The following is a 26,035-nucleotide window of genomic DNA, read 5'->3' as shown; positions in this document are numbered from 1 at the left end:
CTCGCTTTCCGCGGGCGGTCCGGGAGCCTCCTCGGCGCTCTTTGCGCCTGTGGGGTCTCCCTTGGACACGCTTTTCCCGCAGGAGTCTCCACACCCGCTCCAATCAACTTTGTTTTAAAATTTAGATAGAAACCCCTTTGTCGACCAAAAGCCGGTCCGGAACGGCCTAATCCCGAATCCGAAATTATTACCCTGATTTAAAAACGAGACTTGGTTTTATTCCATAATTTTTTACTGTTTTATATGGGGTGAAATCCTCTCAAGATTGAAGAAATTTGCGACACTCCTCCCGAATAACTGGCAAGCCGAGACCCCACTGCCGATTGCTTTGATACGGCTTGGCAGACAGTCGGCGGAAAGGAAGCGGATTTCTTCAATCAACTGGAATTTTTTTTAAAAAAACTGTAGGCAAACTCGCTTTCCTCGAATTTGTCTACAGTCAAAAACAGCGACCCATGACGGGTCGCTGTTTTTTTGATCATTGTACAGTTGCTTCTTCCTGTTGTTCATTTAATGCGCCGTTCAATTTCTTATGCCGATACATAAAGTAAAGAAGTGATAATATTAATGCCGCAACGAGGAATATGGCCAATATGCCAAGATTATGCCACATGAAGCTATAATCTCCTGTTGAGATCACTGCCCGAAAAGCATTAATAGAGTAAGTCATCGGTAAGAACGGTGTGAATCCTTGCAGGAAGCCAGGAACCAATTCATTTGGGAATGTTCCGCCACTGCTTGTCAGTTGAAGAATCAAAATCAATAATGCTATGAACCGGCCAGGATTGTCAAAGGCTGAACCAAGGAACTGAATGATTGCCATGAATGTGCAGCTAGCAAGAATGCTTACTGCAAAAAATAGCGGCAGGCTCGTAACATTGATTCCAAGGCCTAAAATTAAAATCGAGTCCACCAATATGGCTTGACAGATTCCTATAAGAGCCATGACGCTGTATTTACTAATAAACCAGCTAAATCCACTTGCCGGTTTAACAGCAGGATCTCTTAACGGGAAAATGATCGTCAGAACGATAGCCCCGATAAATAAACTTAATGAAATTAAATATGGTGCAAAACTTGTACCATAGTTCGGTACATTATTAATTGGTAATTTATCCACTTTAACTGGGCTTGCAAACATGTCATATACTTCTTCATTGGATTTTATCTTGCCTGCTTCGTTTGCCCCATCATTTAATTCCTCATGCAATTCTGCAGATCCATCTGAAAGTTTGGCGATTCCATCTTGCAACTTAATGGCTCCATTCGCCAGTTCTCCCATACCGCTTGTAAGGCTGGAGGAACCTTCTTTCAACTTATCCGTTCCCGTAACCAGACCTTTCGAACCTTCGGAAAGCTGTGAAGTTCCACTTGATAGTTGCTTGGAGCCATCTTCAAGCTGATCAAGCCCGCTTACCAAGTTATTGCTGCCTTCGGTTAACTGTCCAAGCCCACTTTGTGCTGAATCTATACTATCGCCAAATGTTGTCAAACCAGACACCAATCGACCTTGACCATTTTTCAGTTCATTCGCCCCATTGGCGAGTTTATCCTGAGCTTGCTTTAATTGAGTGAAACCGCCGCTTAATGCACTTGTGCCTTCACCTAACTGATTTGCTCCATCACTAAGGCTATTTGAGCCTTTAGCAATTTCAGTTGCACTGGCTGATAGTTTCCCTACTCCTTCAGAAACTCCTTTACTACCTTCACTGATGCGGGTTAGAGAAGAAATCACTTCCTCCAAACGCGCTTTCTCGGCAGGATCATCCGCAGCTTCAGATTGTTGTTTCAATCCGGAAATAACCTCATCCAAACCTGCCGACACTTCAGATGCCCCCGCTTTTGCTTCGTTCGATGCTGCGCTCCAATCAGACAATGAACCTGAAAGCTGGGCAGCACCAGCCGCTACACCATTTGCTCCCTCAGTCAAAGCGGGCAGCTTATCTTCTATTTGATTGAAACCCTCTAATGACTGTTGCAGTCCAGAGGCCAATTCACCAGTTCCCGCTTCAGATTTCTTGGCTCCTTGCAAAAGCTCGGATTGCCCATCTTTCATTTGTCCAACACCAGAGCTAAACTGTTGTAACCCTTGATTGAGTTCTTTTGATCCTGCAGCTGCCGAACCGACCCCATTCGAAAAGGTCAATGATTTTTCAGCTAATTTTTCCAGGTTTTCATGGATTTCGACAGAACCTGAATGAAGGGAATCAATTCCTTCATCCACTTTTTTGGAACCTTCTTTAGCTGAGTTAATCCCTTCACCAAGTTCACTGGATCCGTTCTTAACTGTATCTGTCCCATCTTTCAATTCCCCAGCTCCATCACTGGCACTTTTGAGTCCGTCAGCCACTTCGTTCAAATTATCGAACATTGACTCCGCATAGGTTTTCGTAACGGCTGACGATACCTCCCCTTTAATTCTCTCCGAAGCTGCGTCACCTATTTTAGTCGATATATAGTTGAACCCTTCATTGGACGTATAAATTAAATCAAGTTTTTCCGGATTGTCCTCCTGTAAGGTCGTTGCATTCTTCGAAAAGTTTTTCGGGATTTCTATTTTCATGTAATAATCTTGATTTTCCAGGCCTTCATTGGCTTCTTTTTGACTGACGAAATGCCAATCGAAATCCTTCTTTTCCTTTAATTCCTTAACTAAATCTTTTCCTATTGTAAGTTCCGATTCATTGAACTCCGCACCCTCATCCATATTGACAATGGCAACAGGCAATTGGTCGACCTTACCATATGGATCCCAAAATGCCCACAGGAACGTGCCGCTATATAATAAAGGAATCAGTATGATCCCTATTATGGAAATGAGTATCATAGGATGTTTTATTATGGCTAAAAATTCACCCTTTAAAGATTTTAACACGCCTACCAAGCCCTCCTATACGACGAATATGCCGTTTATTAATCTATCTAGGTGAAAATGGATTGAAGAATACATAATTAATCCATTTGCTTCTGCAATATATAATTTAAATTCTTCTTCACCTTAATATATATAATTTTTAAACAATCAATAATTAATGACCATATTGTTCATTTGGTCAGTATCACGAAAATAATATAACATTTATCCTTCTTTTTATCAATATTTTTTCACAGTCTTACATCGTATATTTACTGCATTTCTCTTTATATCCTATTTAGATTGACTTTTTAGCTGATTAAGACCTTATCATGAATTATCTCTGATATTACATGGCAAAAAAGGGTATCCATTATGGATACCCTTTTTGTTAGCTATATTAGCATAATTAATAAAGCGCTTTCATATCATTTTGATATAATTCCTTTTAATTTTTCGGCCTGCCCGGTCAATTTCTTCAAGGACTCCTGATACTCTTTTTCCAATTGTTTAATGATGCCGGCAGCGGTATCTATTTTTTTAATTGCCCCTACACCATGACCCGCTGACCAAATATCACGCCACGCTTTAGATTCAGATGGTTTGGACATGCTGTCAAAATCGACTTTTTCTTTTTTGGCTAATTGTTCCGGGTCCATGCCTTCCTTTCTGATGCTCGGTTTCAGCATATTACAATTAACGCCTGAAAATGCATCAGTCAAGATGATGTCATCATGATCACAATCGACAAGCATTTCACGGTATTCATCATTTGCCCTGCTCTCTTTCGCCACGATAAAACGTGTACCCATATATGCAAGGTCCGCTCCAGCTGCCTGAGCTGCCAAAATACTGTGACCAGTACTGATGGATCCGGCAAGCAAAATGATTCCGTCCCAGAATGTCCTTACGCTGTCCACGAAAGCGAAGCTATTTATCTCACCCGCATGACCACCGGCTCCCGCTGCAACCAAGATCAATCCGTCCACACCTGACTCCGCAGCTTTTTTTGCAAAATCCACAGAGCTGACATCCGAAAAGACCAAGCCGCCATAGCTATGTACGACATCCACCACATGTTTGGGTGAACCTAATGATGTAATGACGATGGGAGGCTGATGCTTTTTGACCAATTCCAACTCTTCTTCAAGCCGGCTATATGTACGGTGAACAACCATATTCATTGCCCATGGAGCAATCTTTGAGCCTGGTTCTTTATCCTTTGCTGCAATCAATGTGTCGTTTATGTCACCCATCCATTGATCCAGTACCTCTATCGGACGCGCATTCGGTGCTGGAAAAGAGCCGATCACCCCATTCAAACAGCATTCTTTCACTAACTCAGGACCGGATATTAAAAACATAGGTGCTGAGATAACTGGTAAAGATAATTGATTCCACCACTGTTCAGGCAAACTTCTAGTCATCCATTAAACCTCCCATTATTAATATATTACCAAAATATAACACTACAAGATTATCATACTTCTAAAATACACAATTTTCAAGAAATTAATTCAGCAGCTAAAATTTCATTGTCGGCAGCGCCATTTCAATAAAAAAACTGTATATGGAATACGTCCCATATACAGTGTCGATTCAATTTGAAAGCGCCCATTTACGAATGGCCTTAGCCACACCATCTTCTTCGTTTGTCGCTGTAACCCAATCTGCTTTTTCTTTCACAATTTCTTGGGCGTTTCCCATTGCCACACCCACTTTTGCTTCAGAAATCATTGCAAGGTCATTAAGGCTGTCACCCACTGCCATAACATTATCCATAGTAATATCGAGCAATGAACATACGAGCTTTATCGCTTTCGCTTTATTTACGCCCACGGCATTCACTTCAATATTCGTCGGGCTTGAATTGCTTATTTCAAATTTTCCTTTTGATACCAGTTCATCCATGATGATTTGACGGATGCTTTCATCATCTGTATCAAATCCGAATTTAAGCCATTGCGAATCATGGATTTTCTCAGGCATTTCAGCCCTGTAAATATTATCGCAGCTTATTGCCCAGAAATGAGTACCATGTTTTTGGCTTAATTCCCACATCCATTGTATGGAATCACTATCGACGATATTCCTTTCCACAAGTTTTCCTTGATTATCGTAAATTTCGCTTCCGTTTACCGTAATGAGGTATGATTGAAGTTCCATTGACTTTGCAAAATCACTGCAAGTCGCATAGGATCTTCCTGTGCTCAATACCACAAAAACCCCTTGATTTTCGGCTTCTTTTATCGCTCTGCGATTTTCTTCAGATATCTCTCCAGCCTTATTGAGAAGCGTGCCATCCATATCAAGTGCAACTAGCTTAATATCTTGTTTCTCCAAGCTTATTCACCCTTTCATAATCCTTCTTTATGTAACTAAGTCAATGATAGCTTATAATGCATACGCAAGGAAAGTACGTGAAGAATTGAACAGGCATTATCATTAGTGTCATGATATTTATAATCAAACAAATTTCTTATCATGACACTTTGTATTCTGCCATTCCTACTACTCCCTGTCTTTTTTCATTTCATTCAATTCTTTTTTTATTTGACCTTCCCATTTTGGGAAACCATCATTTTCATCAAATTCTATAATGACATCCGTTACCCCTCTTTCCTTGAATATCTCATTAAACAGCCGATCTTTAATGTCATCCGCTTGGGCGATTGAAATATGGGGATCAAGTTCGACTTCAAGTTCAACATGGAAGTCTTCCCCTTCTTTTATTACGGCCAGTTTCTGTATATCCCTTACGTCTGGATCATCCATGACCATCGTCCCGATTTTTTGTCGCATGTCAATATCGGCTTCCCCAAGAGCCCCTGCAGCATTATCAAGAAAAACCCTTCCAACCACATAGAACATACCGAGACCGATCATGACGGAAGCAACTCCTTCCGCTTGGATGAAAGGCGTGAAGTTTGCTAATAAAATGGCAATTATCGCAAGCACCCCACCACCGGTCGCTACCATATCTTCCATGAATACTAATTTCGTCGCTGGTTTAGCTCTTTTTAAACCAGTGAAGCTCTTAAATATGACGGCTGCTCCTTTAGCTTCGATTCCAGTCTCATGCACCACTTCTTTCATCGCTTTAAATAATACATATGATTCCAATACAACCGCTAAGAAAAGGACGGACAAGTTAATAAGGATACCAGTTGATTCTGCAGGGTGCAAAATGTGATGAAACCCTTCTTTAATCGTTTCATAAGACATGATTCCGACAATTAATACTGCCCCTAATAATACTAGGTTAACCAAACGTCCAAAACCGTCAGGGAATCGATCAGTTGGTGCCTTTTTACTTAGTGCGGAACCAATGAAGACGAAAAACTGATTCGCAGCATCGCCCAAAGTATGTAAAGTTTCAGCAAACATAGCTACATTCCCTGTCATGAAGTAAGCAATCCCCTTTAGCACAGCGATGATACTATTCACACAGGCAGCAATGAAAGCCGATTTATTACCTTGTTTCAATAACCGAAATAATTCTTTCATTTAAAAATCCCCCCTAATCTTTTTTCTAAATCCATTTTCATAATGTATTATCCCCAACACTGGAATATATGAAACCACAAAAGCGAAACCCTTAACTATACGATTGGCGAATAATTTGCATCACTTTGGTTTTTAAGTTGTATCTCCCACAAACGAATATATTCCAGAATCGGGCTCATCTATTCTAATAAGTTCACAATGAACGCATCCATTTCTTTAGAAGACTGATTAACGCAACAAAAAAAGGAGTAAGCGGCGGCTTACTCCATATCATCCAAGAACTTCAAGCGTTTAAGCTTCCTTTTTCACTAACTTAGATGGATTATTTACTTTATAGCGTATTTCTTTATTATATTTTTTGTCGACCACTTTTCCATCAAATTCGATTTCGTCCCCTTCTTCGAGCTCAGCTTTTTTCAATGTCTTGCTATATCCACACCAAGCATCGCCGATGGTCAATTCAGGTTCCGTTGTAACTTTGACATTCTCCAAGAGTATGACTTCATCTTCTTCACCAGTAAAATGGTTCATTTTCGCCGTGAACTCCTTGACGGTCGCGGTGAAATGCACTTTTTCCCCTGGTAAGTCCAACTTAGGTTTTGCTGTCGTTTTTTTAGTTTTGGGTTTTGCTTGTTTTGGTTCTTCACTTAGCTGATCGGAGTTTTCCGTAATTGGCGCTTCCATCACCTGCTCAGTTTCACTTGGAACTGCGGCTGTTTCGGAAACCGGTCCACTCAACAATTCTTTTCCGAAACTGGAGCTTTGCATTTCCTTTAAATAGGAAGGGTTAATGCAACTAAGCTTACCATTTTCAAATTGAACGACTACAGTGTCAAGTCCGTTGCCGTATTGTTCATAACCTGCTAATTTGACCTTTGCTTGAAAGCTTCCGCTTTTATATACTAGTTCTCTTTTTACCGAACGGGCAGTGAATAATTTCCATTCCAATCCTTTAGCGATATAGTCCGTATCATCTAAAAAAGGGATATATTCTCCTTTTGGTGCGATATAATGAATCAAATCTTCAGCTGGAGTTTCAGCCACAGTAACCACTCCTAATCTTTTCTATAGATTATATTCTAGCAAAGGATTTCAAAGTTGCAAATGAATGAGTATCGTAATGGGTTGATGCAGTCAGAATCCCGAACACGCTTAAATCCTTTCCATGAAATGAATGCAATCATTTTGGGAAAGCATAAAAAAGCTGCCCACTATGAGCAGCCTTTCGTTTGAATAGTCAATCTTTTATTTCTGTAATTGGAAAAACTACTTTACCCTTCCTTAACGTGAATTTTTTTTAGTTTTGCATCTTGTTCAGGAGTAATTACCTTTTTCTTATGATAAAACAGAAAGTATGACCCAATTACTAGAATCGTGAGAAGGGTTGTAAGAAAGAATTGCAATCTCATGGAATCAATAAACGCCTGGGCAACGAATATAATAAATAATACGGCAATGGTCACGTAGGTTAAATAAGGGAATAGCCACATTTTCACTTTGAGTGTCCCGGGATTTTCTTTTTCCGTCTTTTTCCGTAAATATAGATGAGAAAAGGCGATAAAGATATACATGATCATAGTGACTCCTCCAGAGCTGTTTGCGAGAAAAGCAAACAATTTATCAGGAGAAACAAATTTAAATGTCGTGAAGACATAAGCAAAGAAAACACTTGCCATTAACGCCCAAATCGGGATTCCCCGCTTATTCACTCGGGAAAGGATTTTCGGTGCATCACCTTTTTTTGATAAAGAATATAACATTCGAGAGCTTGTATATAGGCCTGAATTCAAAACAGAAAGCAATGAAGTGAAGATTACGATATTCATGATTTGACCCGCTGCCGGCAGGCCTGCCATGTCAAATACGCTGGCATAGGGGGTTTTCAGTAAATCTTCAGCCCCTTGGGGAATTACGAGAACCAACACGGTCACTGAACCAACAAAGAAAAGAAGGAGACGCCAAACAACACTGTTTATGGCTCTAATAATATTTTTTTCAGGGTTTTCAGACTCTCCTGCAGCAATGGCAGCTACCTCACTTCCCGATAAAGAGAAAGTAATGAATATCACACTAAGAAGGACAGGGAGAAAACCTTTTGGTAAAAATCCTCCATCTCCAGTAAGGTTTGAAAGGCCTGGTGAATCAAATCCCGGAACAAATCCGAAAATCATGGCGGCACCCAGGAAGAGGAATATTACAATGGCAGCCACTTTCATGAAAGCTAACCAGTATTCAAATTCCCCATAAGCTTTGACTGAATAGATATTCGTAATCGTCATTAATATAGGGAAGGATAGACTGGCAGCCCACATAGGTATACCAGGAAACCAATCATGAATCATAGTACCCAATAACGTAGTTTCAATAGCAATGATGATAACCCAGTTGAACCAGTATAACCAGCCGATCGTGTATCCGGCCCAGGGACCAAATGCTTGATGCGCATATGTTGAAAAGGATCCGCTATCAGGATTTACCACAGCCATTTCACCCAGCATGCGCATTATAAGCACGATCATCAATCCTGCGATTATATACGATAAAATTGCACCAGGCCCAGCTGAATCTATTATTGTTCCGCTTCCGATAAATAGTCCTGCCCCAATTACCCCGCCAATAGAAATCATTGTGACATGCCTGGTCTTGAGACCATGTTTCAATTCATTTGTTTGAAGTGCCACTATTGTCACCATCCTTTAAAACTGTCTAATTACCGTTTTGTAAGCAGTAAACCACTGCTCATGGGTACCTTAGTAGAAAACTTTCATTCAAAAACAATGTTTAGAGTCCTATTCCCGTTTCATCATTAGTTCAATGAGGCTAAATTCACTATCGATATATGTATATTGCACAGCATATAATCTATTAACTGTATCCGCTTTCTTTTTATACTCCTTCTTTACTACCATCAGCCCCTCAACGAAATACACGGAAAGTACAATGTTCTGGTTGATTTTGCACTTTTTGCTTTTTGTTGAGTGAAGTCCTTTTATGTAAAAATATAGTTACCCAGCTCTATTATTCCTTCCTCACTCTTCTTTTTTTATAAAAGCACCCTCTCTCACTAAAATTTTATTCATATATATAAAAGCAATATCCATGCCAAAAAAAAGATAGTTATTTTAGTAGGGTTTAACGCTTTTATGAATTTAAAACGATTCGATATTGAATCATAAATTCAATTTTCGATTCACATATTAATTATTGACCATTTTTGATTCACAATCGAATTAAAAAATGACAATTTAATTGTTTTCTTTTAAAATTTCGACACACATATATACTGAAAAATAACAGGGATAAAAAAAAGATGCTAAAATCCAAATTATGATTTCTTGGCATCTTCCAAATAGATTTATTTTCACTGAGAATGATTTTATGTAATTTACCGGCAGACCTGGAATGCCCTTCCGCTATTAATCAAAGATCTATGTACAAGCGTCGAAAATATCGATATGTATATAATGCTGTATGTAAAGTCACTATATGATATGTATTAACCCCTAATAAATTCAGTTCTGAACTTTGGGGAAATGGATGCTGAATGTGGTTGAATTTTCATTGGAGACACAATTCATATATCCATCATTACTTTCAATAATCTTTTTACATACGTATAATCCAATTCCCGTTCCTAACTCCTTCGTTGTGACAAAGGGCTCAAAAATAGATTCGATCAATTCACTGGCAATGGCCGGTCCATTATTTGAAATTCGAATTATTCTTTCATTCGCCTCAATTAAAGAGTTTATCCTCAAAATTCTAGGATGTTCCTTATCCTTTAAGGCATCAATGGAATTTATAAAAAGATTCAAGAACACTTGTTTTAAGCCATCCTTGCTCCCTGTCATGACGAAGTTTGGATAAATATCTATTTCCACATTAACGCTGGCATCCACAATATTTGCATAAGTCAATTCTTGTATTTCCTCAATTAACTTTAATACGGAAATTTCCTCTCTTTGTTCCTCATTAAAATCAGACTTAGAAGTATGGAGGAATTGGGTTATCCTGAAATTCAACTGATTTAACTCATAATCAATGATATCCAAATATTTCAAGTCAGGATTCTCCCTCTTCAGTAATTTATTGAACCCCATGATAGCTGTAAGAGGGTTACGGAACTCATGTACAAAGCTTGATGATATTTGACCCAGTACCGCTAATTTATCTTTGTGGTTTTCACTAATATAAGACTTTTTTTCCTCAATCACTTCATTTGTAAGATTCGTATATCTAGTTACTGCATGGTAGCTGAACGTATCAAAGTGCAGGTTAATGTCATTAATGAATCTCTGCATATATTTAATTGGGATATTGGCGCCAAAGACATTTCTGATTATGATATTTCTCCCCAAATTGATATTATATAGAAAATCCCCAATGTTGATATTTGCTTCAAGACGTTCTTTTGCAACCTGGTAAGCCAATCTTATCAGCACATCATCAGACAATACCTCTTTGAACGTTTGGATGACCAGTGAGTACATCCCATAACCATTTTCCTTAATTCTTTCTTTGTAGGGGTCTATTTCATTGATCTTAATAGTCTCGTTCCATTCATTTAAAAACACAGATTCATTTTCTTCCAAATATTGAATCAATACATGTTTATACTTCTTATGTTCAGATGACAACTCCATACTATTGACCACACATCCCCTTGCGGAATTTAGTTACTACATCAATAACTTCATTCTATATGAGATTTTGATATCCTGCACTTCATTATTTATTGTTTTTTAGGTGAAATGTAGCTTATAAGGAGACAGGTATGCTGGTCCGCATATAGTTACTTGCGATAACAAAGAACCGACCAAATCAGGTCGGGAATCTGAAATTGTCATAAAAAGATTCTTCATATTTTTTATAAACTGAGAGTCTCTTACTTTTGAAAGTTAATTCCATATTTTTTCATTTTTCTATATAGCGTATTACGGCCGATGTCGAGTTGTTTCGCTGCGTTACTGATATTCCCATTTGTTCGTTCCAATGCATTCCTGATAAGTAGGGTTTCTTGTTCTTGAAAGTTTCTTGGTTCTCGATCGGCATTTGCCCCTTCCTCATGTGTAATGGAAGAAACAGGACAAAGTGCCGCAAGCAATTCCCTTGTAATCGGGCCATTATCAGCTAGGAATGCAGCCTGTCCCAGCACATTTTGCAATTCACGGAAATTACCTGGCCACGAATATTCCAAAATGAATGTTTTAGCTTCGTCAGTTAGTTCGGTATGTTCGCTCTTATAAGGTAAATCCGTTAAAATATATTCTGCTAACAGCAATAAATCTTTACGACTCCTTAGATTTGGAAGTTTTAAAGATAATCCACAAAGTCGGAAAAATAGATCTGCACGGAATTCTCCAGCTTCAATTTCTTTTTGTAAGTCTTTGTTGGTGGCGGCAATGACCCTTACATCGATTGGAATGGAAGCATTTCCTCCGACACGCGTCACACATCGTTCCTGAAGCACGCGGAGCAGAGTCGCTTGAGCTTTAAGCGGCATGTCCCCGATTTCATCCAAAAACAGGGTTCCGCCATCTGCAGCTTCGAATTTCCCCTTATGCCCGCCGCTTTTTGCGCCAGTAAAGGCACCCTTTTCATATCCAAATAACTCACTTTCCAATAAGTTTTCGGGAATTGCGCTGCAATTGATGGCGATGAATGGCTTATCACTTCTTAAGCTAACCCCATGAATGGATTGAGCGAACAGTTCTTTTCCCGTTCCGCTCTCCCCAGTGATTAGGAGGCTGATATCAAGCGCTGCAGCTCTTTTAGCAATGGATATGGTTTGATTCATTTGCGGATCATTACTTATTATATCGTTAAATTGATAACGATTAGTTTTTAAACCATCAATCAATTTTTGTTTTTTTAACCTTACGATCACGGAGGATTGATGTTCTATATTTTTGCCAAGGGTTTGAACCAGGAATTCCTGGTCTTTAATTGAAACCTTCTGTTCTAAAACAAGTGGGTCTGTTCCTGATACTATATTCGATACTGGCTTTTCCATTGTGCCGATAACATGTGACGCCGCTATATTGAGATCTGTAACTTTTCCCTCTTTATCAAGGGTAATTAACGGATCAGGGTATGAATCATATATAAAATAAAGGTTTTTCTCCCTTTTTTGTGTATGTGACAATAAGAGTGCTTGTTTGATGCTATCAGCCACCCTCTGAACTAAACTAATGGAAAAAGGATGATAATTCTGTTGATGACTGCTTAAATTCAAAACACCAAGCAGATGCCCCTCAGGGTGATAAATGGGCGATGCGGCACAAGTAAGGAAATGGTTATCCTGATGAAAGTGTTGACTGCCATGAATTAATACAGGGTTTTTCTCTACTATGGCTGTTCCTATCGCATTTGTTCCTTTTGATTCCTCTAGCCAATTGGCCCCTTTTCTCAGGGAAACATTATCTGCATGTCGAATGAAAGCTGGATCCCCAACTGTTTCGATGATATATCCTTCAGGAGCAGCAAGTAATAAAATGGACTCCAAACCATTAATCGTGCGATAAACTTCTTCTAAAATGGGAGAAGAATGGTACAGGAGTTCCGCATATCGATCGTGGTATTCGGCCAACTCAAATGCACCAAGCATATCTTCCTTATCCATCATGCTTGGCTGAAGTCCCTTCGAAATGCACCGCTGCCATGATTCTTGAATAAATGCCGGTACGGTTCCTTTATCCGCGCTTATATTAACAGACATTGAATAATCCTCCCGTATGTATAATCCAGTAAATCGGCCACTGTTTTTTATTCAATTTCATTAATGAAACTCTATGTAATCCAAAGTTTCAGAGCATTCAGGGTTCGTTCATTCAGTTTAATTATAACAGAAAATTCAGATATCCACCAAAATGAAAACGCATTATGCCAACTACTAAACTTTTTTGTTCCATATTGGTACAACTTCCTGTTCCAATATGGAACAGTTTGCTACCTTCCCATGTCCCTCCAGCATCTTCTTTAGCTGGTTTCATTGGTTTTTTGTAATGGCATAAGTCTTGCATAATTACATGTCGAGAAATAGATTCCTTATGATAAGGGGGGAAAGAATTCAAGTAATCCAGTTTTTAAAGATATTCAGACTTGCTGCAAGTCAGCCAATGAGAATGGTATCAAAAACATAAGATTATGCCTGATCCTTTTACTTAGAGGAACGCCATTGTCCGAACAAATATCGAACTTAAAATCCAAATGAAAAGGGGTATTATACATGGAACAAACTATTAAGCTAAATCCAAGAGTGCAAGAATTCTTGAAGGGCACTAAAAAGCTTTTGATTAATGGGGAATTGGTGGAAGCTGCTTCAGGAAAAACCTTTGAGACCCTCGATCCTTCAAACGGCAAGGTTTTAGCGGTTGTGAGTGAAGCAGGTCCGGAAGATGTAGATAAAGCAGTCAAAGCAGCCCGTAACGCTTTCGACAACGGTCCATGGAAAAAAATGAGTGCATCGGAACGCAGTCGCCTCATTTATAAATTAGCGGACCTCATGGAGGAACATAAAGAAGCGTTAGCACAATTGGATACCCTGGATAATGGCAAGCCGATTGGCGAAACCACCAATGCCGATGTCCCCCTTGCAATCGATCACTTCCGTTATTATGCTGGATGGACCACTAAGATAGTGGGACAAACAATACCTGTTGCTGGGAATTACTTCAATTATACCCGTCATGAAGCAGTCGGGGTGGTAGGGCAGATCATCCCTTGGAATTTCCCTTTACTTATGGCCGCATGGAAATTAGGCGCAGCCCTTGCAACCGGATGTACGATCGTTTTAAAACCAGCGGAGCAAACGCCGCTTTCAGCATTATATTTAGGTCAATTGGCGCTTGAAGCAGGTTTTCCTCCTGGCGTTCTCAATGTCATACCTGGATTTGGTGAAACAGCAGGGTCACCGCTTGTAGACCATCCAGATGTAGATAAAATTGCCTTTACCGGTTCAACCTCAGTAGGGAAAATGATCATGCGCCAAGCTTCGGGAACCGTGAAAAAAATCTCGTTGGAATTAGGCGGGAAATCACCTAATATCATTCTACCGGATGCAGATATGAGTAAAGCCATTCCTGGAGCTTTAATGGGCATCATGTTTAATCAAGGACAAGTTTGCTGTGCCGGTTCCCGCCTGTACATTCAAAAGAAATCCTATGATAACGTGGTAGCTGACTTAGTGTCCCATGCAAAAAACATTAAACAAGGGGCCGGTCTTGATCCATCTACCCAGATAGGGCCTTTGGTATCCAGTGAACAAATGGAAAGAGTGGGCGGTTATATTGAAAAAGGAAAGTCTGAAGGAGCTGAAGTGGTTACCGGGGGCAATTACGGACAAGGAGAGGGTTATTTTGTAACGCCTACAATATTTGCAGGCGTTGAAGATGAAATGACAATCGCTAAAGAAGAAATCTTCGGTCCTGTTGTAGCTGCGATGCCTTTTGACGATTTGGATGATGTGATAAACCGTGCAAATAACTCAGAATATGGATTGGCTGCAGGTTTATGGACACAGGATGTAAAAAAAGCCCATTATGTGGCTAATGAATTAAAAGCAGGTACAGTTTGGGTAAACTGCTATAACGCATTTGATGCAGCTTCTCCATTTGGCGGTTATAAACAAAGTGGAATCGGTCGGGAAATGGGCAGTTATGCTTTAGATAATTATACGGAAGTCAAAAGTGTATGGATTAACTTAAACTAATAAATAGAGTGAACGCTCCATATGCTCATTTGGCTTAGATATCATGATTGAAGTGCATGTTATCGTTTCCTAATTCGCAAAAGGATGTACCAAAGTGCGGACTTTGGTACATCCTTTTTCTTGTTTTGTACTTATATGGCAAAGACAAAAAGAAGAGACCTTTCATTTTGAAAGGTCTCTTTGTATCGGTTATCCATTACGTTCGATTTGCATTTTTTCTCTGTTTGCTTTTTCTTTTTCGATATTTTTCTGTCTTGAAATCCCGGCTACCAGGATTCCAATCACCACTATTGCTTCAAATCCATATTTAATGAAGGGATTTGCAAAGTAGTCGTGCATGAAAGGTTCAGCTACGATCATTTTAGCAGCTGTCCAGCCTAGTATTCCCGCACCAATTATTATGATGAATGGGAAGCGTTCGATCAGTTTCAGGATCAAAGTGCTTCCATACATCACTACTGGAATTGATACAAGTAAACCGATTACCACTAAAGTGAAGTTACCATGAGAAGCACCTGCAACAGCTAGGACATTGTCCAATCCCATCAATGCATCTGCAATAATGATAGTTTTTATAGCAGCCCACATAGAGTCTGCAGGCTTCACATCATGTTCTTCTTCATCAATAAGTAGCTTATAAGCAATCCATACAAGAAGTAGTCCCCCTATTAAATGCAGTCCTGGCACCTCTAATAGCCAAACAACCAGCAGCGTTGCGATGATCCTTATCACTATTGCCCCGACCGCTCCCCATATTATCACCTTTTTTTGCTGTTCTTTTGGAAGCTTTCTTGCAGCCAATCCAATAAGGATCGCATTATCACCGGCTAGAACCAAATCTATCATAATGATCGCTAAAAGTCCTGAAATGAATTCACCTGTTAAAAAATCCAACATAATTTCCTCCTTTTTACAAAAATAAAGAGACCTCTGCCATAAATGGCAAAGGTCTCGCTAAGCACTAAATGAATTAGGCCAATAAAGCCGGTGGGATTCCCACGTAATGACGACTTTATTTCAGGTTATCCCTGACGCTACTCCCCTTCACGGGAATAAAGAATATGTAATTCTTTTAATATCTTTCCATTAGGAAACTACCAAGAAAAAATATCACTAATTCAGTATACCAAAAATACAAATAAAATAAAGAAAAAAATAATAGATAGGAATGATATTCATGAACTTAACCTTGTCCAAATCCTTTCAACGGATAATTTCAGTCAATCATCCCTTCTAGATATTGGCATAATTCGTTTCCAAGGTTAGGGATATCGCTCAAATCCTTCCCCCATAGATATTGATTACTTAACGTTGCCTCTACCAATTGTCTAAGCGGGATTTCTTCCCTCTCATAACGAAGCCATTGTTCCCTGAAAAATTCAATTGTCTTTATATCATCTTTAACGACATAGACTTTACCCGCAAAGCTTTTACCAATATAACTCCCCTTGGTTTCGTTAACTCTATAAAATCGGATCAGGCCCGAAAAACCTCTTACGATACAGTCGGGCAGCCTCCCTTTCGCCTTATGATATTCCTCTAAGGTAGGCAGGAGACGAGCCTTGAACTTCGATATACTATTCAGCGAAATATCGGCCAGGAGGTGTTGTACAAAAGGATTCTTAAATCGCTCAAGTACACTTTCCCCATATAGCATCATATCATTTTGATCAAAAGGTAATGAAGGAATTATTTCCTTTTCGATGGCATTGCTCAGAAATTGGCTGAATTCCGGATGATCGATTGCCTGTTTTACTTCTTCCAATCCAGATAAAATGCCTAAAGGAGCCAACAAGGTATGTGAACCATTAAGTATCCTTACCTTCCTCATTTGATAAGGTGTCAAATCTTTTACCCAATGCACATTTAAGCCGGATTGTTGTAAAGGAAGACGTTGATCAATACAAGGGTCACCTTCAATAGCCCATAAATGGTAGGGTTCTGCCGTATTTAGCAGAGTATCCTTGTATCCCCATTCAGCAAATAGGTTGTCCGACTCATTGGCTGGGAATCCTGTAACGATACGGTCTACAAGCGAGTTTAGGAATAGATTGTCCCGGTCCACCCACTCCATGAATGGCTTTGGTAAATCCCAATCCCTGCTATGCTTAAGAACATATTGCTTCAATGAATCACCATTTCTCTCTAAAAGCTCACATGGAAGCATGATCAGTCCTTTTTTCGCATCCCCGTTGAAATGCAGATAACGATGATACAAAAAAGCAGTCAGCTTTCCTGGAAAAGATTCAATCGGCTTTCCTTCTTCCAAAGGAATCGGCTGGTATTTGAGCCCTGCTTCAGTCGTGTTGGAAACTACAAATTCCAATTCAGGATTTTCTGATAGTGCTAAAAATTCCATCCATTCTTCATATGGATCAATCACCTTTGAAAAAACGGAAATGATCTCTGTATGTTCCACTTTCTCGCCTTGGTGAAAACCACGTAACATTAATGTATACAGTCCATCTTGACGCTTTACTTCCTCTATTTTCCCTTTACCGGCGGGGCGAGGCTGGGTAACTGCAATACTTCCCATGAAATGACCTTGTTTATTACATTCATAAATCATCCAATCAAAGAAGCCTCGAAGAAAATTCCCCTCCCCAATCTGCAATACTTTTATGGGAAGTTCCATAATATGTGGATATTGGACAGCGTTTGTATCTTTACTCAGACGCTTCAGTTGACTTTTATTTATGTTCATGATCAAGGAACTCCTTTCTAATAGAAATATCGGTTGCCTTATGACAGCATACCTAATGCTCATATTTCGACAATGGCCTTGATCACTTTAGCTTCAGGAGTCAACCAACCTTCAAACTGATTGATCATTTCATCCAAATGTGTGCGGTGTGTAATATACTGGCTCATATCCAACAAATCATTTTTCAGCGTATTCACGACATAATCAAAGTCATCCCTTGTTGCATTACGGCTTCCCATTAATGTAAGCTCTTTACTGTGGAATTCAGGATCATTAAAGGAAATATCCGCTTTAACTAAACCTACATAAATCAATCTTCCGCCGTGAGCAGGATATTTAAATGAATCCATCATTGATTTTGCATTACCTGTCGCATCAAATACCACGCTTGGCATATCTCCATTCGTCAATTGGGCTAATTTCTCCATTGGATTCTCCAAAACGTTCAAAGTATAATCGGCATTTGCCCATTTGCCAGCAAATGCAAGGCGTTCATCATTTACATCCATTGCGATTACCTTCGCACCCTGTTCTTTAGCGAATGCCATGACTCCCAAGCCAATTGGTCCAGCACCAATTACAAGTGCAAATTCCCCTTTATGAATAGCAGCGCGCCTAACTGCGTGAGCCCCTATACTTAAAGGCTCTATCATTGCGGATTGGTCAAGTGTGAGACCCTCGGTTTTCACCAAATGATTATAAGGAACCGTAATCCACTCACTCATGCCGCCTTCAGCATGTACACCCAACACTTTCATATCCGTACAGCAGTTCGTTTTCCCACTTCTGCAAGCCAGGCATTCTCCACATTCCATATAGGGGATGATCGATACTTGATCCCCGACATTAAGCCCAGATTCATTTTCCGGTATCGACTCAATATAACCGGATAATTCATGGCCAAGTATTCGAGGATAGCTAAAAAAGGGTTGATTGCCTCCATAGGCATGAATATCTGTACCGCATATACCTATGCGCCGCACACGAATCAAAGCATCCCCTGAGTTTGGTACGGGTTTTTCCGACTGTATCATCTTAAATTCAAAAGGTTGTTCACAAACGATACTTTTCACTGATTAACACTCCTTTTTAATAACTTGATAGAAATTGTGTATGTATTAGAGAATGACTCCTTCTTTAAAGATGCTTATCTCCCTATATCCGAATTTTTCATTATTCGTTTTCTTTTTACCGGATGAAAGCTCAAGAATGTAGTGAAATAAATCGTCCTTTAAGTCATCGATCTTTTGACCTTCTATCAACCGCCCGGCATTATAATCAATCCAGTGCTTTTTACGATCGGCTAAATCCGAATTAGTAGCTATTTTTACAGTTGGCACCGGTCCCCCAAATGGCGTTCCTCTTCCCGTAGTGAATAGAACGATATGTGCGCCGGCTGCTGCCAAAGCCGTCACCGAAATCAGGTCATTTCCAGGAGAATTGATTAAATTCAAACCATGCTTCACTACTCGTTGTCCATATGGGCTTACATCCACTACAGTGGCATGGCCACCTTTTTGCGTGCATCCAAGTGATTTTTCCTCCAGTGTACTTATGCCGCCCTCCTTGTTTCCAGGTGAAGGGTTTTCATAAATTTCCTGGTCATGGCGAATGAAATATTGTTTGAAATCATTAATTAGGCCAACGATTTTCTCAAAGGTTTCTTCACCCCTTGCCCTGTTCATCAATATCGTTTCCGCTCCAAACATCTCAGGAACCTCTGTCAATATCGTGGTCCCGCCATTTTCTACAATAAGGTCGGAAACCGCACCAACCAATGGGTTAGCTGTAATGCCTGAAAAACCATCGGACCCCCCGCACTTCAAGCCTATTTTCAACTTTGAAACCGGTACGGTCTGGCGTACGAACCCTTCCGCATATTCCACTAATTCCCCCATTAAACGTAAGCCGCTCTCCAATTCATCTTGAACCTCCTGGGCTTTTAAAAATTTAATCCGATTAGGAGGAAATTCGCCTATGGCTTCTTTAAATGATTCGATTTGATTGTTCTCACACCCTAATCCTACAACTAAAACCCCTGCTGCATTTGGATGTTGAGCCAAGGCTGCCAATAGTTTCCGCGTATGGGTCAAATCATCTCCCAATTGAGAACACCCGTAGGGATGGGAAAAGTGATGAACCCCATCGATTTGACGATCTTTAAACTGCTCATTGCCCATTTTAGCGAGAAGTTCACAAGTTTTATTGATGCAACCTACCGTATTGATGATCCAGATTTCATTCCGGATACCCACTTCCCCATTTTCACGGATATATCCTTGGAAGGTATGGTTTTGACTTGGCTCTTTTGTATCTTGAATGCTAGGTTGATAGGAATAATCCAATATACCATGCAAACCGGATGCTAGATTATGGGTGTGAACCCAATCGCCAATGGAGATATCTTCTTTAGCTTTTCCGATCGAGTAGCCAAATTTGATTACGTCCTCCCCTCGTTTAACCGGTTTCACTAACATCTTATGCCCTTTAGGAATGTCGTCATTTGCCTTGATATGGATCATTCCCCTGTCTTCTGTTTGAATCTGGAGGCTCTGTCCTTTATGAGTCCCCTCCAAGGAAATAACAACATCATCATTTGAATGCAATTGAACAAATTTATTCATTTTGTCCCTCCTTATCATGAGTAAGACGTTCAGAACCAAACGTCACTCCATTCCGAAAGCCCTTTCATTTTTTCCTTGAATTTTTTAATTTTTAAATCTATTTTAATTTTAACATCAATTTATGTAATATAAATTGCGTATTTTGCTATAAATATACTCATTCTTGTTGTATTATACTTTCAGGAGATGAACAAATGAAAAAAATCCATAATGCATTAAACCATGATTTACTTTTCCCATTTTCTTTTGTCTATCAAGATACGAAAAGTCCCCAGAATGAATTGTCCGATCATATGCATGACTATTATGAAATTGTTTATGTTTATAATGGTAAAGGGACCTTTTTTATCGGTGATGTGTTTTATGATATGCAGCAAGGGGATGTATTCCTGATCCCGAATAATACCATTCATAGGGCATTACCGAATAAGGACGACCCTGTCACCTCCACCATTATCTTTTTCAGTCCCACATTAATATATAAAGATGTGGTTGATGATTCTTTTTCATATTTACATTTATTTGATCTGACAAAAAAGAGTAAGAATTATAAAATATCATTGCCACAAAAGAAACAAGTAAAGATGGAGGAACAGCTACAGCTCATCCTGCAAGAAACAACTAGCCAATCAATGGGCTCGAGGCATGCTTGTTTGCTGATCGTCCACCAGATCATACTTGATTTATACCGTACCCGGATAAATGGCAAAGAAGATTTATCCGAGGGCAGCTATAGTTCAGAATGGATCAAAGATATTTTAACCTATATTAATGAACATATTGATGAACCATTAACACTGACGGCACTTGCACAAAAAGCTTTGGTCAGTCCCGCTCACTTCAGCAGGGTTTTTAAGGAAACGACTGGAATTGGCTTAATCGTGTATCTAAACACGAAAAGAATCATCAAGGCAAAGGAACTTTTGCTGGAAACGAATCACACCATTGCCCATATTGCTGAAATGTGTGGTTTTGAAAGCATGCCCCAATTTTATCGTACCTTTAAGAAATACAATGAAAAGACACCAGCTACATTTCGAAAAGAAAATCGGATCCGCTAGGCATGCCTATTAAACATAAAAAATGGAAGTGTCTTCCCCTTGGGAGACACTTCCATTCTAACAATCTATTACGCAGGCTTTACTATCGGTCGTACAAAACGGATGACTGCTAGCGACGCAACGATGGCCAATCCACCAGCAAGCAAGAATGCAACTGTGTATGTGCCTGAGGTATCGACAATGTATCCTGTTAACGTCGGTCCTATGATTCCTGCTGTATTTGCCAAGAAATGCATAAAACCTCCAACAGATCCAACATTACCAGGGTCTACGACATCGTTGACGATTGCCCAGTAAATGGCACCAGTCAAATATAGGAAGAAGACGGAAAGTGCTACAAGCGTTACCGCACTGAACGTCGTGGATACAAGTCCGGCAAAACCGATACATACTGCCGATAAGAACAAACATGTTACAAGCACCAGTTTACGTGAGAATAAAACACCCTTTTGAGCGAATTTTTTAAAGAAGAAATCCGACACGAATCCACCCAAAGCAAGTCCGATGAATCCAAAAATCCAAGGAATCACTGTAATGATACTCATATTTTCCACACTTAGGCCGCGTGCATCCACCAAATAGCTTGGGAACCAAGTTAAGAAAAAGAAGAGAATATAGTTGTAGGAAAAAAAGGCTAGAGCTGTAAATAAAACCGTTTTTTGTTTTAAATAAAAGGTGAATTTCACCTTTCCTTCCGATGTTGCCGCTACATAAGATTTTCCTGTAAGTTTCTGTTCCTTTGACTCTTCTGGTTTTTCTTTAACGAACTTCCACCAGCAAACCGCCCATATAAGCCCAATCACCATTATGGCAATGAAAGAAACTCTCCATCCATATGAGATGGCAATGAATCCAACTATCGGACCTGCGATGGCGCCACCAAGCGGCGTCCCGCTATTCGTCAAACCAACGACAGATGCCCGTTGATTTGCCGGGAACCAGTTATTGACCATTTTATTGATGGTTGCCGAAAGAGGGCCTTCGCCCATCCCAAACAGGATGCGGATGACTATCATACTGGCAAAACCGACAGCCAGCACAAGTGCACCGCTGAATAAAGACCAAACGATCATCGCCACGAAAAGTGTAAGCTTTGCACCCCATTTATCGGACGCCATACCTCCAAGGAAGTTAAATACGGCATAACCAACTGAAAAGCTACTAAAGATAATTCCCATCTGTGTTGCTGTTAAGGATAAATCATCTTGGATGAACGGAGCTGCAATGGACAGTGCAGATCGGTCCAGATAATTTATTACCCCTGCCAAGAACAAGAAAACGATAACCATTCCTCTACCATTTGAAAACATAAAGTACCCCCCTATACGTTTCTATAAATGCAGCAGCATTTTTGGAAACGTTTCCATTTAATAACCAAGAGTAAAGCCTATATGACCTATAACTAAATCGGTTTAGAATCCCCGTAAAAAAAGCGCTTTCTTTTTCACAGGAATTCTTACATCCGGTTCTAGCAAGAATTCCTTGAAAGCAAAGTCGGTTTCAAGCGATGGACGCTTGTATCCTCTTTTCCTGTTTTATTGATTTGACTAAGCAGTAACTCTGCTGCCAAGTTGGCCATTTCAATGGCTGGCTGATTAACCGTTGTGATGGTCGGTGTATAGAAACTTGCATACGGAACATCATCGATTCCTATGACTGCTATGTCATCAGGTATATTGATTTCGTGCTGTTTCATATAACGCAATACTTCATTAAGTACGATATCATTACCTGCCAATATGGCTTGAGGCGGCTTTTCCAATTCGAAAAATTCTGAAAGTGCAACCGGAATTTCATCTGCATTCACTGTTTTTATATAATCAGAATTGAATGGTATCCCATGTGACGCGAGCGAATCCTTGTAACCTTGGATCCGTTCGATTCGAGGACTGATATCGCGTATTATTGAAGTGGTTATGATTGCAATGTTTTCAAAACCCTTTTCAATAAACCGATCGATCGCTAACTTGGAAGCAAGATGATTATCGAGCATGACTGTAGCGATATCCAATTCTTCGATCGTCCTATCCATGAAAACAATCGGGAATTGATCACTCTTCATACGTTGATATAAATCAAGATTGTCCCCTGTGGGGAAAATGATGATCCCATCCACTTGTTTAGCTCTTAGCATTTCAATATAATTCTTTTCCTTTTCAGGATTGTCATCTGCATTGCATACGATAATGTGGAACCCTTGTTCATAAAAGTAGTTTTCTATAGCTCTAATAACTTGCGTTGAAAATGTGTGAAGGATATTTGCAACCACTACCCCAACGGTAAAAGTGGATTTTTGTTTTAAACTGCGCGCTATTATATTAGGCTGATAGTTTAACTCTTCTATTGTTTCTTCAATTTTTTTCCTTGTTTTTTCACTCATATATTCATAGCGTTTGTTCAGGTATTGGGAAACTGTGCTTTTTGATACTTTCGCGTGATTGGCGACATCAGTAATTGTAATGGTTTTCATTTCATTCATTCCTGTCATGTGATTTCAATTCTCTGCCTAATACCAAAATGGCTTATATATAAGGAATATTCTATTATAATAAGTAAAGCTTTACAATCACCTTCTGATGCAGAAAAAAGACAATTTCCCAACCCGTGGAACTAATTTAATCACGTTAACTTGTTCGCCTTTTTATTGGACCTGGCTTCAGACGCCCGAGTATGCCATGAAGCCCCCATCGACCGGTACCGTAATTCCTGTGACAAAGCCCGAATAGGATTCATCAACGAGCCAAAGCAAGGTACCAAGTAAATCTTCAGGCTGCCCGAAACGCTTCATAGGTGTTGAAGTAATGATTTTATCAGACCTTGCCGTCAGGCTGCCATCTTCATTAAGTAAAAGATCCCGATTTTGCTTCGTCAAAAAGAATCCTGGAGCAATGGCATTCACCCTTAAACCTTCTTCGGCAAAATGAACAGCCATCCACATGGTAAAATTATTTATCGAAGCTTTGGCAGCACTATATGCTGGTACTTTAGTCATTGGAGCGTAGGCGCTCATGGAAGATACATTTACGATAACTGGTGCTTCCACTTGCAATAATTCTTTTCCAAAAACCTGACTTGCCAAAAATGTACCGGTGAAATTACTGGCAAAAACTTGGGAGAAACCATCTTCATCCAGATCAAAAAATGATTTTCCTTCTGCTTCTTCCCCATATTTCTCTGGAGCTGTAATGGCATCAGGATGATTGCCTCCCGCTCCATTTATTAATAGATCCACTCTTCCGAATGTTTCTATTATTTTCCCTCTTGCATCCTCCAATGAGGTTCTATTCAAAACATCTGCCGCGATTGATATCGCAGTCCCCCCTGCTTGTTCAATGAGTTCGACCACTTCTTGACCTTTTTCTGCCGTTCTGTTCAATATAGCTATCTTGACACCATGACGGGCCAATTCAACGGCCATTTTGGAACATAAAACACCGCTGCCTCCAGTGATCACTGCCACCCTGTTCGTTAAGTTTTCATGGATGGGAATCATGATTCCCCACCTGATTTACCAGCTTCATATGCATCCCATAATCCGAGCAAATACATGATTCCCAATGCTCTGTCATATAAACCGTAACCTGGGCGGCATTCTTCACCCCATATATGGCGGCCATGATCCGGTCTGACATAACCAGTATAATTTTGCTTATTCAATTCTTCCACGACGCCCTGTATATTGATGGATCCATCCTGGGTATGATGGGATGTTTCCACAAAGTCGCCATTTTCATAAATCTTCACATTTCTTATATGGGAGAAAGGCGAACGGTTTGCATACTTTTTAGCCACCTGGACCATATCATTTTCAGGGTTTGCCCCCATCGAGCCTGTACACATGGTGAACGCATTTGACGGTGAATCCGAAATCGAGATCAGTTTTTCATAGCTCGACTCTCCGGTGATGATTCTTGGCAAGCCAAAAATGGACCATGGCGGATCATCCGGGTGTATTGCCATTTTTATACCGCAAGCCTCGGCAACAGGTAATATTTCTTTTAGGAATATTTCAAGATTCGCCCACAGCTGCTCTTCGTCCACAGTTTTGTATGCTTCGAATAATTCAGAGATTTGATCCATCTTTTCTGGTTCCCAACCTGGTAAAGTTAAATCTGAGGCTTCCGTTACCGTACGAATTAAATCTTGTGGATCTAACGTATCCACTTTCGCCTTTTCATAAAACAGAGCAGTTGAGCCATCTTCCAAAGGATGGAACATTTCAGTCCGAGTCCAATCAAAGATCGGCATGAAGTTATAACAAATGACTTTCACTCCAGCTTCCGAAAGATTCCGGATCGTCTCTTTGTATTTCTCTATATATACCATGCGATCTTCGTTACCCAATTTAATCGATTCATGGACATTTACACTTTCTACGACATCCGTGTGAAAACCAAATGATTGGATATACTCGATTTCTTTTTTAATTTCTTCCTTTTCCCATACCTCACCAACAGGTTTTTGATGTAGTGCCCAGACAATCCCTTTCACTCCGGGAATCTGTTTAATGTGCTCCAATGTAACAGTATCATTGTCTTTCCCGTACCATCTAAATGTAATGTTCATCATGCACCT

Annotated in this window: 19 protein-coding genes; 2 read left to right on the top strand and 17 right to left on the bottom strand. The window is 39.9% G+C overall.

The genetic code is table 11. From position 1 onward, the window contains the following. Nucleotides 1-478: 478 nt before the first annotated feature. The 9 genes from V3595_RS17750 to V3595_RS17710 all read right to left on the bottom strand — a co-directional run bounded on the left by V3595_RS17750 (nucleotide 479) and on the right by V3595_RS17710 (nucleotide 13,353). A complete protein-coding gene (locus V3595_RS17750) occupies nucleotides 479-2,875 on the bottom strand; it encodes a YhgE/Pip family protein (RefSeq protein ID WP_485908591.1) in 2,397 nt (798 codons plus the stop codon). Nucleotides 2,876-3,282: 407 nt separating this feature from the next. After that, on the bottom strand, nucleotides 3,283-4,281 hold the full coding sequence (locus V3595_RS17745; protein WP_137017632.1) for an NAD(P)H-dependent flavin oxidoreductase: 999 nt from the start codon (nucleotides 4,279-4,281) through the stop codon (nucleotides 3,283-3,285). Between the two features lie 172 nt (nucleotides 4,282-4,453). Next, nucleotides 4,454-5,203 carry a Cof-type HAD-IIB family hydrolase gene (locus V3595_RS17740; RefSeq protein ID WP_485908659.1) on the bottom strand — a complete coding sequence of 250 codons (750 nt, stop codon included), beginning with the start codon at nucleotides 5,201-5,203 and terminating at the stop codon, nucleotides 4,454-4,456. Between the two features lie 162 nt (nucleotides 5,204-5,365). Beyond that, the gene (locus tag V3595_RS17735) at nucleotides 5,366-6,361 is read right to left on the bottom strand and encodes a cation diffusion facilitator family transporter (RefSeq protein ID WP_485908590.1); all 996 of its coding nucleotides are present in this window, start codon (nucleotides 6,359-6,361) and stop codon (nucleotides 5,366-5,368) included. 291 nt (nucleotides 6,362-6,652) lie between these two features. Continuing rightward, a complete protein-coding gene (locus V3595_RS17730) occupies nucleotides 6,653-7,405 on the bottom strand; it encodes a hypothetical protein (RefSeq protein WP_485908589.1) in 753 nt (250 codons plus the stop codon). 227 nt (nucleotides 7,406-7,632) lie between these two features. Further along, nucleotides 7,633-9,051, bottom strand: coding sequence for an amino acid permease (locus V3595_RS17725; RefSeq protein ID WP_485908588.1), 1,419 nt, complete (start codon nucleotides 9,049-9,051; stop codon nucleotides 7,633-7,635). An 822-nt stretch (nucleotides 9,052-9,873) separates the two neighbouring features. Then, nucleotides 9,874-11,004, bottom strand: a complete 1,131-nt coding sequence (locus V3595_RS17720; protein ID WP_485908587.1) for a histidine kinase N-terminal domain-containing protein — start codon at nucleotides 11,002-11,004, stop codon at nucleotides 9,874-9,876. Between the two features lie 242 nt (nucleotides 11,005-11,246). Next, nucleotides 11,247-13,079 carry a sigma-54-dependent Fis family transcriptional regulator gene (locus tag V3595_RS17715; RefSeq protein WP_485908586.1) on the bottom strand — a complete coding sequence of 611 codons (1,833 nt, stop codon included), beginning with the start codon at nucleotides 13,077-13,079 and terminating at the stop codon, nucleotides 11,247-11,249. Nucleotides 13,080-13,200: 121 nt separating this feature from the next. Beyond that, on the bottom strand, nucleotides 13,201-13,353 hold the full coding sequence (locus tag V3595_RS17710) for a hypothetical protein (RefSeq protein ID WP_485908585.1): 153 nt from the start codon (nucleotides 13,351-13,353) through the stop codon (nucleotides 13,201-13,203). Between the two features lie 236 nt (nucleotides 13,354-13,589). On the opposite strand from V3595_RS17710, the gene V3595_RS17705 reads away from it, so the two are divergent. After that, the gene (locus V3595_RS17705; protein ID WP_137017626.1) at nucleotides 13,590-15,071 is read left to right on the top strand and encodes an aldehyde dehydrogenase family protein; all 1,482 of its coding nucleotides are present in this window, start codon (nucleotides 13,590-13,592) and stop codon (nucleotides 15,069-15,071) included. A gap of 189 nt (nucleotides 15,072-15,260) precedes the next feature. On the opposite strand, the gene V3595_RS17700 is transcribed toward V3595_RS17705, so the two are convergent. The 4 genes from V3595_RS17700 to V3595_RS17685 all read right to left on the bottom strand — a co-directional run bounded on the left by V3595_RS17700 (nucleotide 15,261) and on the right by V3595_RS17685 (nucleotide 20,399). Further along, on the bottom strand, nucleotides 15,261-15,965 hold the full coding sequence (locus tag V3595_RS17700) for a TerC family protein (protein WP_095392223.1): 705 nt from the start codon (nucleotides 15,963-15,965) through the stop codon (nucleotides 15,261-15,263). A 322-nt stretch (nucleotides 15,966-16,287) separates the two neighbouring features. Then, complete coding sequence (locus V3595_RS17695; RefSeq protein ID WP_485908584.1) at nucleotides 16,288-17,775, bottom strand: tagaturonate reductase; 1,488 nt, start codon at nucleotides 17,773-17,775, stop codon at nucleotides 16,288-16,290. A gap of 59 nt (nucleotides 17,776-17,834) precedes the next feature. Next, nucleotides 17,835-18,848, bottom strand: a complete 1,014-nt coding sequence (locus tag V3595_RS17690) for a zinc-binding alcohol dehydrogenase family protein (RefSeq protein ID WP_485908583.1) — start codon at nucleotides 18,846-18,848, stop codon at nucleotides 17,835-17,837. Nucleotides 18,849-18,893: 45 nt separating this feature from the next. After that, complete coding sequence (locus V3595_RS17685) at nucleotides 18,894-20,399, bottom strand: UxaA family hydrolase (RefSeq protein WP_485908582.1); 1,506 nt, start codon at nucleotides 20,397-20,399, stop codon at nucleotides 18,894-18,896. Between the two features lie 194 nt (nucleotides 20,400-20,593). Here V3595_RS17685 and V3595_RS17680 point away from each other — a divergent pair, with 194 nt between their 5' ends. Then, nucleotides 20,594-21,460, top strand: coding sequence for a helix-turn-helix domain-containing protein (locus V3595_RS17680; RefSeq protein ID WP_485908581.1), 867 nt, complete (start codon nucleotides 20,594-20,596; stop codon nucleotides 21,458-21,460). Nucleotides 21,461-21,528: 68 nt separating this feature from the next. Here the strand turns inward: V3595_RS17680 and V3595_RS17675 are convergent, their stop codons facing one another. The 4 genes from V3595_RS17675 to uxuA all read right to left on the bottom strand — a co-directional run bounded on the left by V3595_RS17675 (nucleotide 21,529) and on the right by uxuA (nucleotide 26,026). Then, a complete protein-coding gene (locus V3595_RS17675) occupies nucleotides 21,529-22,770 on the bottom strand; it encodes an MFS transporter (RefSeq protein WP_485908580.1) in 1,242 nt (413 codons plus the stop codon). A 158-nt stretch (nucleotides 22,771-22,928) separates the two neighbouring features. Further along, on the bottom strand, nucleotides 22,929-23,930 hold the full coding sequence (locus V3595_RS17670; RefSeq protein ID WP_402905286.1) for a LacI family DNA-binding transcriptional regulator: 1,002 nt from the start codon (nucleotides 23,928-23,930) through the stop codon (nucleotides 22,929-22,931). A gap of 186 nt (nucleotides 23,931-24,116) precedes the next feature. Further along, a complete protein-coding gene (locus V3595_RS17665; protein ID WP_485908579.1) occupies nucleotides 24,117-24,953 on the bottom strand; it encodes an SDR family oxidoreductase in 837 nt (278 codons plus the stop codon). Beyond that, nucleotides 24,950-26,026 (bottom strand): mannonate dehydratase, encoded by a 1,077-nt coding sequence (gene uxuA, locus V3595_RS17660; protein WP_485908578.1) that lies wholly within the window; start codon nucleotides 26,024-26,026, stop codon nucleotides 24,950-24,952. Before uxuA ends, V3595_RS17665 begins: the two co-directional genes overlap by 4 nt. Nucleotides 26,027-26,035 lie beyond the last annotated feature (9 nt).

This window comes from Bacillus sp. CFBP9009 (assembly GCF_036541465.1).
Classification (GTDB): Bacteria; Bacillota; Bacilli; order Bacillales; family DSM-1321; genus Peribacillus.
Note: the sequence above shows the minus strand (reverse complement) of the source record. Positions and strands in the feature narration are given on the sequence as shown.